We start from the raw sequence: 12,961 nt of genomic DNA, 5'->3' as shown, positions 1-12,961 counted from the left end.
AAGAACCACAGCACCGGCCACCAGCCCGAGTTGGCGCCCTCCCAGAAGGTGGTGATCGGCGCCGGGGCCCGCCACCCGCCGAGGAACAGCGTCACTGCGATGCCGGAGGCGGTGAAGGTGTGCAGGTACTCGCCCATCATGATGAGCGCGAACTTCAGCGAGGAGGAGTATTCGGTCTGGAAGCCGCCGACCAGCTCGCCCTCGCCCTCGGGCAGGTCGAACGGGATGCGTGCGGCCTCACCGAACATGCAGATCACGTAGACCAGGAACGACGGGATCAGCAGCACCGCGAACCAGGTCTGCTCCTGCGCCGCGACGATCTCGGAGGTGGACAGCGTCCCGGCGAACAGGAAGATCGCCACGAACGACAGACCCATCGCGATCTCGTACGAGACCACCTGCGCCGCCGAGCGCAGACCGCCGAGCAGCGCGTACGGCGAGCGCGACGACCATCCGGCCAGCACCACGCCGTAGACCGACACCGCGCCCATGGCCAGCATGAACAGCACCGCCACCGGCAGGTCGACCAGCTGCAGCGGCGTCTGCACGCCGAACAGGTCGACCACCGGCCCGAACGGCACGATGGAGAAAGCCAGGAACGCCGGCACGACCATGATGACCGGCGCCAGCAGGTAGAGCACTTTGTCCACGGTCCGCGGGAAGATGTCCTCCTTCAGGCCCATCTTGATCGCATCCGCCACGGACTGCAGGATGCCGAACCTGCCGGCCCGGTTGGGGCCGTAGCGGTGCTGCATCCGCGAGATCAGCTTGCGCTCGAACCAGACGCCGAAGACCACGCTCAGGGCCAGGAAGACGAACAGCATCACGGCCTTGACGATCGTGATCCACAAGGGGTCCTTGCCGAAATCGGCCAGGGTGGGGCCGGCCTGCACGGTGAACATCATGAGCGGCGATGCTAGGCGGAGAGACGATCCACGTCTTGAACAAGTGCGAACAGCTGCTTCGGCGTCAGCGCCGTCATCGCCCGCACCTCGCGGCTGAGATGCGACTGGTCGGCGTACCCGCACGCGACCGCCGCGCTCAGCGTGGCCCCGGGCCGCCGCAGCACCTCCATGGCCCGCTGGAACCGGGCGACGCGCGCGACCGTCTTCGGCGACAGCCCCACCACCCGGCGGAACCCCAGCTCCAGATAGCGCCGGCTGACACCCAGCTCAGCGGCCAGGGACGTCACGGTGAGCCCTTCGGCCGGCGCCTGCAGCCGCCGCCAGGCGTACATGATCAGTGCGTCGTCGTCGGCCGGACGCGCCCACGCCGTCAGCACCTCTTCCAGCACCGCGAAGCGCCCCTGCCAGGACGGGGCGGTGGCCAGCCGCTCGGCCAGCTCCTTCGCCCGCGCCCCCTCCAGGCGAACGGCCGTGTCGGCGAGTTCACGCATTGGGGTGCCCAGCAAGGCCGACATGCCGGCCGGCGTGAGCCCGACGGCCACCCCGTCGTACCAGCCCACCTCGCCAGCGGGGGACGCCACGCTGCGCGGGCCGGTGAGGACCGCGGGCAGGCCGGTGCAGTCGATGATCAGCGTGGCCGCGTTGAGCGGCAACATCCTGCTGGGCGGCGGCGCCGTCGCCGCGACGCGGTGGCTCGCCCAGCCCAGCACGTACGGCCGCAGGTGCGGCGGCGCCGTACGAGCGACCATCCGCAAAGGCTTCGCCCGCGCCTGCGCCGGCAGCGAGTGGACCGCCATCGAACCCCCGATCGAGAGAGGCTGACCTGCCGCTAGTTGAAGCAGTCCTGCTTGTGGAGCGCGATGCCGTACTCGGTGACCTTGCCGCGCGAGACGGTGAAGCTGTAGTACGCCTTCTTGTTGCCTGGGACCGCCGTCACGTAGAAGCCGTGGAAGTTCTTCTTGACCCGCGGGTATGCCGCCCTCAGCTGCTTGGCCGTGGAGCCGATCTTGATGCCCTGCGGCGTCTTCATGCCCTTCGCGGCGAAGATGGCCGCCAGCCCCACGCGCGGCGAGACGTAGACACCCACCGAGTTCTTCGACGTCCTGAACTGCTTGAGATCCCAGCCGGAGCAGCCGGAGCCGCCCGACAGCTTCTTGACCACGCCCCCCGTCGCCTGAGCCTGCTTGGCCGTCATCCCCAGCTTGAGGGCACCGTACCCGTGCGGGCCCAGCGTCGGCGCCTTCACCTCAGCGACCGCCGCGGTGGCACCGGAGACCAGCAGCGAACCAGCGAGGAGCGAAGCCCCGATCATCGTCTTCATCATGTCTGCTTTGATGCCGCCACATCAGCGAAAGTTCTCCGCACGATCAGCTTTCTGATCACGGCCATCCCTTACGGATACGGCTCTTCCGGCTCAGCAAGGCCCGTCATCGGCACCGAAATCTCTACCTCGGCGCAATCCTTGCCACCCCTGACAGGCGTGTCCACGCCGCTGACAGTACAGCCAGGGCCTCACGGGCGGGTGGCCTTGAGGAAGAGGTCCACGAGGGTGTCGGCGTAGTCGGGGGTCAGGGGGCCTGAGCGGTGGATCCAGCGCTGGAAGAGGGGGGCGTACAGGAGTTCGAGGGCCACCTCCAGGTCGAGGTCGGCGGCGAGCTGGCCGGCCTGCTGGGCGGTGCGCAGCCGGGCCTTCTTGGCCTCGTCCACCGGGGCGGCCAGGCGTTCGCGGTACTGCGCCGCGAGGTCGGCGTCGTTGATGAGCTCCGTGGTGAGCGCCCTGATCGGGCCTTCGAACGCCGGGTCGGCGAACTCCGCCACCGTGGCCCGCATCACCGTCTTCAGGTCGGCCTCGATGTCGCCGGTGTCGGGCAGCGCCATGCCGCCCTCGTCCGCCTCGCTCAAGGCAAGGAACGCGTCGAAGATGACCGCGCCCTTGGAACGCCACCAGCGGTAGATCGTCTGCTTGCCGACGCCGGCCCGGGCGGCGATGGCCTCGATGGAGACCTTGGCGTAACCCACCTCGGAGACCAGCTCGCGCGCGGCGTCGAGGATCGCCTGGCGGGAGCGCTCACTGCGGCGTGCAGGGTCGGGGTGCTTGGGCATGCGAGGCAGCATAGCACTCCAACGAGACGAGACGGTCCGTCTTGACAGCGGTGCATGCGTGCCCCATAGTCGAGGTATCTCGAAGCGAGACGAACCGTCTCGTCTTGTAATGCTGATCAAGGAGTGCATCTTGACCCGAGTATGGTTCATCACCGGTGCGTCGCGGGGCCTCGGACGGGCGTTCACCGAGGCGGCGCTGGCCGCCGGAGACCGTGTCGTCGCCGCCGCACGGAACCTGGAGCCGCTGGCGGAGCTGGCCGACGAGCACCCCGACGCTCTCGTACGGCTGCCGCTCGACGTGACCGACCGCGCGGCCGTGTTCAAGGGCGTGGAACAAGCCGTGGCCGCCTTCGGCCGGCTCGACGTCGTGCTCAACAACGCGGGCGGGCTGCTGCTCGGAATGGTGGAGGAGGCCACGGAGGAGCAGCTCAGAGCCCATTTCGACGTCAACTTCTTCGGCGCCGTCTGGGTCACCCAGGCCGTCGTGCCGCACCTGCGCGCCCAGGGCTCCGGCCACCTGCTCCAGGTCACCTCGATGGGCGCGAGCGGCGGCTTCGCCTCGACCGGCATGTACGCGGCGGGCAAGGCCGCGCTCAACTCGGTGAGCGAGGCGGTCGCCATGGAGGTCGAGCCGTTCGGCATCAAGGTCACCATCCTGCAGATGGGCGGCTACGACACCGGCCTGTTCACGGTGGGCACGACCATGACCGAGCCCGACCCGCTCTATGCGGAGCTGCGTGCCCAGCTCGCCGAGATGTGGGGCGACGACGCCGGCCCCGACCCGAGCACCGCCGTGCCCGCCGTCATGGAGTTGCTCGACCTGCCCGAGCCACCGGTGCGGCTCATCGTCGGCGGCGCCTCCTACGACATGGTGCTGCAAATGGAGCAGGCCCGCCTTGAGCAATACCGGGCGTGGGAAAGGCTCAGCCGGCTGGCTCCCGGATGAAACTTTTCGGCGGGCTCGTACGTCCGAATAAATAAGTGGCACGGCCGTCGGGCCCGCCGTTAGTGTCATTCACGAACGCAAGAGGGGTCGCCCCCTCCGTCGATCAGCAACCAGGAAAGGCCAGCCATGCTTCTCGCAGCCGCCGCACTCGGGCAGGAACGGCGCCGCTGTCGCCGGCTTGCCGCGCTGGGCTGCGCCCTGCCGCGCGAGGCTTCCGGGTAAACCTCGAAGAGGAGCATTCCGGAGGCCGCCAGGTGACCACCAGGCGGCCTTTCCTTTTGCCGATTGACAATTCCACAGTGGGAGCACCATGGGCTGATGGTGAAAAGGCATCACACCTGCCCTGCAAGCAGGAGTTCGGGTTTCGAGATCCCGTCGGTCCACGTCGCCGCAGAGGCCGAACAGGTAAGGCAGCTGGCTTCCAACCAGCAGGACGGGGTTCGAGTCCCCGCTGCGGCTCCACGCGTCCGTGGCCCAACGGCAGAGGCACCGGTTTCAGGAACCGGACGGTGCGGGTTCGAATCCCGCCGGACGTACCAGGCCCCGTTCGTCCAGTGGTCAGGACACCCGGCTTTCACCCGGGAGATCGCCGGTTCGAATCCGGTACGGGGTACGGCCCCATAGCTCAACGGATCAGAGCGCCGGCCTACGAAGCCGGGTCCGTTGCAGGTTCGAGTCCTGCTGGGGCCACGTCATGCGCGAGCTGGGCACCTGGTGAGCCCACCCGGCTGTAAACCGGACGCTTCGGCTGTGGCGGTTCGACTCCGTCCTCGCGCACCGCCTCCTGAAGAGGCTTGGCGCAGTTCGCCGGTGCGGAGGTCGGCCTGCAAAGCCGATTGATGCGAGTTCGACTCTCGCCTGCGTCTCGGAGAGCACATCCCCAGAAATGCCTATCAGCGATATCGTGAGTCCCACTATCGCGACGGCGGCACCGGACACTCGGGCGGCTCGCGTGAGGGAGGCTTCGGCGGTGGAGATGGCGCAGGCGGCGGAGACTGAGGGTCCTTCCTCGCAGGGGCGCAAGCCCGTATCGACGGTGCTGCGCGTGGTTCTGGCGGTCGGCCTCTACGCGCTTTTCATCCTGGTGCCGTTCGCCTTGTACAAAGCTGTGGCGCAGGCCAGGGGAGATGCGGAGATGACGGTGCTCTCCGACCTGGTCGGACTCTCTCTGTGCCCGGGCTTGAGCATGCTCGCCCTGGCTTTCGTGGTCGAGCGCGTCTCCTATCGGCTCCGTGATGTCTTCATGCTGCTCATTCCGGGATACGGCCTGATCTGGGTCGGGGTCATCATGTGGCGGCTCGCCTATCTGCCGCATCGCGACTGGCCGGAGAGGCCGCCTCAGCCGAGGCGGTCCGCCCGCGAGAGCAGATAGCGCTGCTCCACCTGGTTTCCGGTCAAGGCGGCGGCCTCGCGATACAGCCGCGCCGCGCCCGCCGGGTCGCCGGTCAGCTGGAGCAGGTGGGCGCGCACCGCGCGTTCGCGCTGCCGGGTCAGCGGGTCCTCGTCCAGCCGGTGCCGGCGGTTGAGGTCGTCGAGCAGTGCCAGCCCGCGCACCGGCCCGTACGCCTGCGCCACCGCCACCACCCGGCTCAGCCGCACCGGCGCGGTCGGGCTGAGCCGTTCGAGCCACAGGTACAGCGCCGCGATCTGCGGCCAGTCCGTCTGCTCGGGCGTCGCGGCAGCGGCGTGCACGGCCGCGATGGCGGCCTGCAACTGGTACGGGCCCACCTCCCGCCGAGACCAGACGGCGTCGATCAGCGCGGTGCCCTCGCGGATCAATCCCGGATCCCACCGCGCCCTGTCCTGCTTCTCCAGCGGCACCAGCTCGCCGTCAGAGGCTGTACGCGCGGCCCGCCGCGACTCGGTCAGCAGCATCAACGCGAGCAGCCCGGTCACCTCGGCATCCTCCGGCAAGGAGTCACGGAGCATGCGAGCCAGCCGGATCGCCTCGCCCGTGAGATCGACCCGGGCGAGCCGATCACCAGCGGAGACCGTGTAGCCCTCGTTGAAAATCAGATAGAGCACCTGCATCACAGCGGCCACCCGACCGGCGCGGTCGGCGCCGCTCGGCGGGGTGAACCGGGCGCCGGCGCGCGCCAGCCGCTGTTTGGCGCGGCTGATCCGCGTACCCATCGTGGCCTCCGTCATGCCGAAGGCGTGCGCGATCTCCGCGGTGCTCAGCCCGCCCACCGCCCGCAGCGTGAGCGTCACCTGGGAGGTGGCGCTCAGCGCGGGATGGCAGCAGAGCAGCAGCAACGCGAGGCTGTCGTCCGCCTCCTGCGGCGGGTCGGAGCGCCGGGACGGCTCCTGCATGGCCAGCTCGGCGACGCCCGCCTCGTGCTCGCGGCGGCGCCTGGCCTGCTCCGAGCGGAGCAGGTCGACCATCCGCCGGTAGCCGATGCGGATGAGCCAGCTGCGCGGATTCTCCGGTACGCCGTCAGCCCCCCAGGTACGGTGCGCGACCAGGAGCGCCTCCTGCACCGCGTCCTCGGCGACGTCGAAGTGCCCGAAACGGCGTACCAGCGCACCCAGGACCTGCGGCGCCTCCGTACGCAGCAGCTGCTCGACCTCGGTCATGCCGCGAAGTCGTCGCCCATGATCGGGCGGATCTCGATCGGCTCGCCCAGCACCTCGACGATCCGCGAGGCGATCTCGACGGCGCGCTCCCGTCCGGCGACGTCGATCACGGCGAAGCTCGCGAGCACCTCCTTGAGCTCGGCGAACGGCCCGTCGGTCGCCACCACGCCGTCCGCGCCCTTGCGCACGGTGGTGCTGACCACCGGGTGGCCGAGCCCCTCGCTGGTGACGAACTCGCCGGTCGCGATCAGCTCCTCCTCGAACTTCTGGTACGCGGCGAACGCGGCCAGCGCCTCCTCCGATGGCGTGTCGGCGGTCGCGGCGTCCCAGGCGGCGGCCGGGGTGTAGCTGAGCAGCAGATATTTCACGATGTTCCTCAGATCGGCGGTTCTTTTCGATACCTCGTCACCGCTACCAGGATTTCGACGCGTCTCCGCTGTGATTCACATCACAGCGGTAAGACGTCGAAGACCGGCGACCGCCTCCGAGGTACCGGCGAGCACTCACCAAGGAGGACAAGATGACCAACCAGCCGACCCCCGCGATGAAGGCCCTGGACCGCCTCGTCGGCACCTGGACGATCACCGGCGGCGCCGAGGGAACCGTACGGTACGAGTGGATGCCCGGCGGCTTCTTCCTGCTCCAGCACGTCGAGCTCACCCAGTACGGCCGGCAGGTCACCGGCATGGAGGTGATCGGCCACCTGCGCCCGTTCGGCGAACCGGCCGGCGAGGACGTCGTGTCGCGCTTCTACGACGCCGAAGGCAACACCCTCGACTACGTGTACGAGCTGACCGGCGACAAGCTGACCATCTGGGGCGGCGCGAAGGGCAGCCCGGCGTACTTCGAGGGCACGTTCAGCGCCGACGACACCACCCTCACCGGCGAGTGGGTCTACCCGGGCGGAGGCGGTTACGCCTCGACCATGATGAGGAAGTAGCCGGACAGGTGCGGAGTTCCGCGCGAGGGCGCGGAACTCCGGCCGGGCCCGGGCCCGGCCGGCCCGGCTCAGTTCAGCTCAGCTCAACCGGGCGGCGGCGTAGGCGGCCATGGCGTCGCGCACGTACGCGGCCAGCCCCTCGGCGATCCGTTCATAGTTCGCCGCGAACCGCTCGTCGTCGGCCTGCATCCGCCCCAGATGCGCGTACTGCTCGGCGGTGGGCGTCCAGGACCGGCTCATCAGCCGGAAGGGGACGTCCAGCTCGGCGAGCACCGCGGGGTCGTCGGCCGGGGTGCCGGCGGCCATGAGCTCGGCCAGCCGGATCATGCCCGCCGTCGCCTCCTCCTGCATCCGGCCGAGCTCCTCCGGCGAGAGGCCGTCCAGCAGCTCCTGCTGCCCGGACTGCTCCCAATGCTCCGGCCACCGCTCGCCCGCCTCCGCGCCGTAGCGGGCGGCGTCGAATCCCTCGAACAGGTTCTCCGGCCTGCTGATTCTTGACATGCCGTGCTTCCCTTCCGTGTGTTCGAGCTCGGTGATGGTCCTGGCCACCATGCGCGCCATCGCGTCCAGGCGGTCGCGTTCCCGCAGGACGCGCTGGTGGTGTTCGCGCAGGGCGGCCAGGGGGTCGGTGTGCCGGTCGACGATCTCCTCGATCTCGGGGAGGCCGAGTCCGAGCTCCCGCAGCACGAGGATCTGCTGCAGGCGCAGCAGCTGCGCCTCCTCGTAGTGGCGGTAGCCGTTGTCGCCGACGCGGGCCGGGATCAGCAGCCCGATCGCGTGGTAGTGGCGCAACGTCCTGGACGTCACGCCCGACATCCGCGCCACCTGTGCGATCGACCACGCCATGGCCCGCTCACCGTCCCGTCCCGTTCACCAAGCCGGATCTTCCGGCTCCCGCACGACGCTAGATATTGACGTAACGGCAGAGTCAAGCACGCCGCTGTCCGTGCCGGGTGATCGGCGCTTGACGGCTTGCGGCTCCCGTAGGGGGAGCTGGCAGGGTGGCGGCATGGAGCGGTACTTCACGATCGGCGACCTGGCGCGCCGTACGGGGCTGACGGTCAAGACCATCCGGTTCTACGCCGACCGCGGCATCGTGCCACCCACCTGCCGCAACGCGGCCGGCCACCGCCTGTACGACGACGTCGCCCTGGCTCGCCTGGAGCTCGTGCGCACGCTGCGCGAGCTCGGCATCGACCTGCCCACGATCCGCAAGGTCGTGACCCGTGAGGTGCCGCTGCCCGAGGTGGCCGCGGCGCACGCCGAGGCGGTGGCGGTGCAGATCCGGATCCTGCGGCTGCGGCATGCCGTCCTGACCACCATGGCCGAACGCGGCACCACCCCAGAGGAGATGGACGTGACCCACCACCAGGCCGAACGCCGGCACCTGATCCAGGACTTCCTCGACAGTGTGCTCGACGACCGGCACGCGGGCATCCGTACGACGATGACGCCCGAGCTGCCGGACGATCCCCGCCCCGACCAGCTCGCGGCCTGGACGGAGCTGACCGGCCTCATCAGCGATCCCGGCTTCCGCACCCATCTGCGCACGATGGTGGCGCAGGTGGACTTCACCGCGCCGCCCCGCCCCGACCTGGGCGCCACCGTACGCATGCTCGTGGCCCCGGCCCTGAACCTCGCGCCCGACTCACCCGAAGCCGACGACGTGGTGACGGACCTGCGCGCCCTGGGGCCCGCGGACGAGCTGCTGACCAGGCTGGACGCCATGAACGACCCTCGCCGCGACCGCTACTTCGAACTCCTCGCCACGATCAACGACTGGCCGCCGCCCGAACCGCTGACCCCCTCACTCACCTGGGCCGCTGAGGCCCTCCGCGCCTGAGCATGGAGCCGAGGGCGTCATCTACTTGCGCTTCTTGCCGTACATGCCGACCGACAGCGACACGCCCAGGGCGGCCAGCGCCACCTGGATGCCCAGCTCGACTTAGTCGAGGCCCGCGGTGTCGGCGACTCCGAATGTAGACGGCCCAGTTGCACCCCGCGGTCCCTCTGCCGGTGGACGACTGGCCCTTGTAGATGCCGTACGCCTTGCTGGCGTTGAACCAGGGGCCTCCGCTGTCGTGCCCGGCGGTCAGGACGCGGGCAGCGTCGCCCGCAGCGCGGCCTTCACGTCCTCCGCCGACTCGGGAGCCGGTGGCCGCGCCGACCATGTCCAGCACGAACTTCTCGCTGGTCGCGTCGTAGAAGACGCCCTCGACGGCGGAGTGCGTGTCGAGTTCGTCCCCCGTCGAGTGACCTTCTCGGCCGCGACGAGGCTGTAGCGCGCGCCCGCTTCGAGGCGACCCCTGCACGCCTTGCACGGTCTCCCCTGCCGTGGCCGGCACCGTGTCGCCGGTGAACCGCACGCGCAGGCCGAAGCCGCCTTCATGAGTGGCGGTCGATCCGGCGAACGTGTCGGGTGGGCCGCTGCGATCTCCTCAACCAGCCTGCTGAACTCGCCCTGCGCCACGAGCCTGGCCCGCGCCTTTCGACCGTGACGTCGAACTCCGACGCCGCCTGCGCCGGGACCGGCGCCAGCAGCCCATCCATGGCTAAGAGCAGCGCGGTCAGCACTCCCGGCACCCGCTTGTCGATCCCCATCCTCGCCCCTTCCGTCCGCCCTCTGGCCGCTGACCCGCATTTCGTGCATGACCTCCGCACGAGATCGTTCCGGCAACAGCCGGTCACACGCTGACGTGGATGAGGGGTGCCCAGGCGCTCGGGTGGTGAGGGCGCCGTCCTGGACGGGGTCGTTCAGATCCTGAACGCCGTGGCAGTCGAAGTGCGCCCGCACATCCTTCGCACCGGGGATTTCGGTATGTGTACGGATTGTGACGTCCGCGTCATGGAGGCCCGGGCAGGGCTGGCGGTGGCCGGAACCGTGGAAGAACTCGTAGTCGTCGAACGCCTCGCGATGCTCGGCATCCTCGAGGAGCCCGAGTGCCTGGAGGGCGTGCGGGTCCGTCGGAGGCACCTGGGCCGGGATGGGTGTGCCTTCTCCGCCGGTTCTAAGCGGTTCGGCATAACACTTCCTGTCGATCTGACAAAAAGCTAGAGTGTGCCCATGAACGCCGACCCATGGGAGCCCCCAGCCGTCTTGCTCGCGGTGGACCTGGTGATTCTCACGCTCCGCGACGCGCGGCTACACGTCTTGCTCGTTGAACGTGGTATCCAGCCCTACTCAGGCGCGCTCGCCCTGCCCGGCGGGTTTCTCGCGGACGTGCACGAGGACATCGAGGAGGCGGCGCGCCGCGAATTGTCGGAGGAAGCCGGCCTGGTCGACGTGCACTTGGAGATGCTCGGCGTGTACGGCAGACCGGGGCGCGATCCGCGTGGTCGCGTGGTGTCCGTCGCCTATCTGGCGATCGCGCCGTCCCTGCCCGAACCCATCGCGGGCACGGACGCGGCCAGCGCCTGCTGGAAGCGGGTGGACGACGTCTTGTCCACCCATGTCGACTTGGCCTTCGATCACCGGCAAATCGTCGGCGACGGCGTGGAACGGGCTCGTGCCAAGCTGGAGCACACCGCGCTCGCGACCGCGTTCTGCGCCGAGACCTTTACCATCTCCGACCTACAGCAGGTGTACGAGGCGGTGTGGGGCGTACGGCTCGACCCTCGAAATTTCTATCGCAAGGTACAGAACGCTCGCGGCTTCATCGTGGCGGCCGGCCCTATGCGGCGAACGGAGAACGGACGGCCCGCCCGGCTTTTCAAGGCAGGCCCGGCCCGGACGTTGTATCCCCCCATGGTCCGCTCGGCGCAGATTTCTGCAGAAGGCCCAGGCGAGGCGGCGGCTCCGGTCACGGCCCAAGGAGGCCAGCAGACATGACACATCGTCCAATCGCGATACTCACCGCCCTGGACCTGGAATACCAAGCTGTCAGGAAGCACCTGGCGAACGTCCGGACGTACCGTCACCCGGCAGGAACGCGGTTCGAGGTCGGCATGCTGGCGGGCGGCCACTGCCAGGTGGCCCTGGGGCTGGCCGGCAAAGGGAACCAGCCGGCTGCGGTGCTCGCGGAGCGGGCGATCACCGAGTTCTCGCCCTCTTCCTTGCTGTTCGTAGGGGTGGCCGGTGCATTGTGGCCGGCGATCGCCCTGGGCGACGTGGTGGTAGCCACTCACGTGTACGCCTACCACGGCGGCACCAGCGAGGACGATGGCTTCAAAGCGCGTCCACGCGTTTGGGAGATGCCACATGAGCCGGATCAAATCGCGCGTCATCTGTACCGCAGTGAACTGTGGGCCCGTCGTCTGCCCAGAGGGGTGGCCGTGCCGAAGGTGCACTTCGGGCCGATAGCCGCGGGCGAAGTGGTCCAGGATTCGGCGGTTTCGGAGCATGCGCGGTGGGTCCGCCAAACCTACAACGACGCGTTGGCGATTGAGATGGAGGCCGCTGGAGTGGCGCAGGCCGCCCATCTGAACCGGTCGCTGCCGATGGCAGTGGTGCGAGGTATCAGCGATCGGGCGGACGGCACCAAGGCGACCAGCGATGGCTCAGGCTGGCAGCCGAAGGCGGCGGCGTACGCAGCCGCCTTCGCTGCCGCCCTGGCGCAGGAACTGGCGCAGGAGGAGCACCACAGGGAGCCGGATGGTGCGTTCGAGCAGAGAAGGGGCGGCCCCACAGTTGCTGGAGTGCGAAACGTTGCCCGCGACCATGCCCGAGTGGGTGCGCAGATCGGACACGTTCATGGCAATGTCACGATCGGGCAGTCGCCCGGGGCCGCTCTCGATCCGTTGGCGCAGCTTGCGGAACTCCGGCACCGGCTCACAGCGGCGCTGAAAGCCGAGATGGTGGATGAGGTCACGGTCGCCGCGGCGGAGGACGAGATCGCCCTCGCTGAATCGCTGCTGGACGCTGGCGAGCACGGCAGCGGTACCGCTCTCATCGCGCTCAAGAGACTACGTGGCCTGCTTGCGGATGTGAGTGCACTGGCCTCCCATGTGTCGAGCATCATCGCGGCGGTTCATCGCACTTCCTGATCGTCACCTGGCCGGACGGCGCCGGTGATAACAAGTTGGCGAAATTCTGCACGATTGCCTTTGTGTAGTGGTTCATTGCGGACCGAATCTTACGGACAGCGCCAGGAGGTAGCGATGTCGGATCGGTACATGAATGTCGCCAAGGATAATGCGCGCGTTGGCGTGCAGATCGGTAAGGCTGTCGGTGGTGTCACCGTGGGCGGCGCACCTGTCAAAGAGGACGAACTTCGCAACCGGCTCGCCGAATTGCGTTCGGCGATGCGCAGATCGGTCGAATCCGGAAAACTCGGCCCAGATAGGTGCGAGGAGGTCGAATCTGAGCTTTCCGAAGTAGACGCCTACATCGAAGGTCTCGGGAGTCGGCAACGCGGGACGATGCTGACCGCGCTGAAGAAGGTCAAGGGCCTACTCGGCGACTTCGGCGACTTGGCGTCGATAGCCGCGGTCGTCCTCGCGGTAGCTCAGGGAGTGGGCCAATGAACGGCGGATGGCCAGGTGTGCACAATG

The 12,961-nt window shown here is 68.7% G+C and carries 15 protein-coding genes and 7 tRNA genes; 15 read left to right on the top strand and 7 right to left on the bottom strand.

Translation table 11 applies throughout. From position 1 onward, the window contains the following. The 4 genes from AB0K18_RS40375 to AB0K18_RS40360 form a co-directional block, all read right to left on the bottom strand. Positions 1-905: NADH-quinone oxidoreductase subunit H (locus tag AB0K18_RS40375; RefSeq protein ID WP_364925847.1), on the bottom strand; the 905-nt coding region annotated here is incomplete at its 3' end. 11 nt (positions 906-916) lie between these two features. Beyond that, positions 917-1,654 carry a helix-turn-helix transcriptional regulator gene (locus AB0K18_RS40370; protein WP_364925845.1) on the bottom strand — a complete coding sequence of 246 codons (738 nt, stop codon included), beginning with the start codon at positions 1,652-1,654 and terminating at the stop codon, positions 917-919. Between the two features lie 80 nt (positions 1,655-1,734). Then, positions 1,735-2,229 (bottom strand): hypothetical protein, encoded by a 495-nt coding sequence (locus tag AB0K18_RS40365; RefSeq protein WP_364925843.1) that lies wholly within the window; start codon positions 2,227-2,229, stop codon positions 1,735-1,737. A gap of 188 nt (positions 2,230-2,417) precedes the next feature. Then, complete coding sequence (locus AB0K18_RS40360; protein WP_364925841.1) at positions 2,418-3,008, bottom strand: TetR/AcrR family transcriptional regulator; 591 nt, start codon at positions 3,006-3,008, stop codon at positions 2,418-2,420. A gap of 130 nt (positions 3,009-3,138) precedes the next feature. On the opposite strand from AB0K18_RS40360, the gene AB0K18_RS40355 reads away from it, so the two are divergent. From AB0K18_RS40355 to AB0K18_RS40315, 9 genes are all read left to right on the top strand, one after another. Then, positions 3,139-3,954, top strand: coding sequence for an SDR family NAD(P)-dependent oxidoreductase (locus tag AB0K18_RS40355; RefSeq protein ID WP_364925839.1), 816 nt, complete (start codon positions 3,139-3,141; stop codon positions 3,952-3,954). A gap of 312 nt (positions 3,955-4,266) precedes the next feature. Continuing rightward, positions 4,267-4,337: transfer RNA gene (locus AB0K18_RS40350), tRNA-Ala, on the top strand. A 4-nt stretch (positions 4,338-4,341) separates the two neighbouring features. Continuing rightward, positions 4,342-4,416: transfer RNA gene (locus AB0K18_RS40345), tRNA-Gly, on the top strand. A gap of 1 nt (position 4,417) precedes the next feature. Further along, positions 4,418-4,493: transfer RNA gene (locus AB0K18_RS40340), tRNA-Leu, on the top strand. Between the two features lies 1 nt (position 4,494). After that, positions 4,495-4,567: transfer RNA gene (locus tag AB0K18_RS40335), tRNA-Glu, on the top strand. Position 4,568: 1 nt separating this feature from the next. Continuing rightward, positions 4,569-4,644 (top strand) — tRNA-Arg (locus AB0K18_RS40330). A 6-nt stretch (positions 4,645-4,650) separates the two neighbouring features. Beyond that, positions 4,651-4,731: transfer RNA gene (locus AB0K18_RS40325), tRNA-Tyr, on the top strand. A gap of 19 nt (positions 4,732-4,750) precedes the next feature. Continuing rightward, positions 4,751-4,820 (top strand) — tRNA-Cys (locus AB0K18_RS40320). Between the two features lie 104 nt (positions 4,821-4,924). Further along, entirely contained in the window at positions 4,925-5,326 is a 402-nt protein-coding gene (locus AB0K18_RS40315) for a hypothetical protein (RefSeq protein ID WP_364925837.1), read from the top strand. Here AB0K18_RS40315 and AB0K18_RS40310 read toward each other — a convergent pair. Next, a complete protein-coding gene (locus tag AB0K18_RS40310; protein WP_364925835.1) occupies positions 5,293-6,531 on the bottom strand; it encodes a sigma-70 family RNA polymerase sigma factor in 1,239 nt (412 codons plus the stop codon). The genes AB0K18_RS40315 and AB0K18_RS40310 overlap by 34 nt on opposite strands. Next, positions 6,528-6,899: a YciI family protein gene (locus AB0K18_RS40305; RefSeq protein WP_345409060.1), complete on the bottom strand. Its 372-nt coding sequence runs from the start codon at positions 6,897-6,899 to the stop codon at positions 6,528-6,530. Before AB0K18_RS40305 ends, AB0K18_RS40310 begins: the two co-directional genes overlap by 4 nt. A gap of 152 nt (positions 6,900-7,051) precedes the next feature. Here AB0K18_RS40305 and AB0K18_RS40300 point away from each other — a divergent pair, with 152 nt between their 5' ends. After that, positions 7,052-7,471, top strand: coding sequence for a hypothetical protein (locus AB0K18_RS40300; protein ID WP_364925833.1), 420 nt, complete (start codon positions 7,052-7,054; stop codon positions 7,469-7,471). Between the two features lie 78 nt (positions 7,472-7,549). On the opposite strand, the gene AB0K18_RS40295 is transcribed toward AB0K18_RS40300, so the two are convergent. Further along, positions 7,550-8,317 carry a MerR family transcriptional regulator gene (locus AB0K18_RS40295; protein WP_364925832.1) on the bottom strand — a complete coding sequence of 256 codons (768 nt, stop codon included), beginning with the start codon at positions 8,315-8,317 and terminating at the stop codon, positions 7,550-7,552. A gap of 163 nt (positions 8,318-8,480) precedes the next feature. Here AB0K18_RS40295 and AB0K18_RS40290 point away from each other — a divergent pair, with 163 nt between their 5' ends. The 5 genes from AB0K18_RS40290 (at position 8,481) to AB0K18_RS40270 (ending at position 12,934) form a co-directional block, all read left to right on the top strand. Continuing rightward, entirely contained in the window at positions 8,481-9,314 is an 834-nt protein-coding gene (locus AB0K18_RS40290; protein WP_364925830.1) for a MerR family transcriptional regulator, read from the top strand. A gap of 927 nt (positions 9,315-10,241) precedes the next feature. Next, positions 10,242-10,526 carry a hypothetical protein gene (locus AB0K18_RS40285; RefSeq protein WP_364925827.1) on the top strand — a complete coding sequence of 95 codons (285 nt, stop codon included), beginning with the start codon at positions 10,242-10,244 and terminating at the stop codon, positions 10,524-10,526. A gap of 9 nt (positions 10,527-10,535) precedes the next feature. Beyond that, positions 10,536-11,300 (top strand): NUDIX hydrolase, encoded by a 765-nt coding sequence (locus AB0K18_RS40280; protein ID WP_364925825.1) that lies wholly within the window; start codon positions 10,536-10,538, stop codon positions 11,298-11,300. Further along, positions 11,297-12,454 carry a 5'-methylthioadenosine/S-adenosylhomocysteine nucleosidase gene (locus tag AB0K18_RS40275; protein WP_364925823.1) on the top strand — a complete coding sequence of 386 codons (1,158 nt, stop codon included), beginning with the start codon at positions 11,297-11,299 and terminating at the stop codon, positions 12,452-12,454. Before AB0K18_RS40280 ends, AB0K18_RS40275 begins: the two co-directional genes overlap by 4 nt. Before the next feature lie 114 nt (positions 12,455-12,568). After that, entirely contained in the window at positions 12,569-12,934 is a 366-nt protein-coding gene (locus AB0K18_RS40270) for a hypothetical protein (protein ID WP_364925821.1), read from the top strand. Positions 12,935-12,961 lie beyond the last annotated feature (27 nt).

Source organism: Nonomuraea sp. NPDC049421 (genome assembly GCF_040677005.1).
GTDB lineage: Bacteria > Actinomycetota > Actinomycetes > Streptosporangiales > Streptosporangiaceae > Nonomuraea > Nonomuraea salmonea.
The sequence above is the reverse complement of the archived record's forward strand: the minus strand, read 5'-3'. Positions and strand labels throughout refer to the sequence as shown.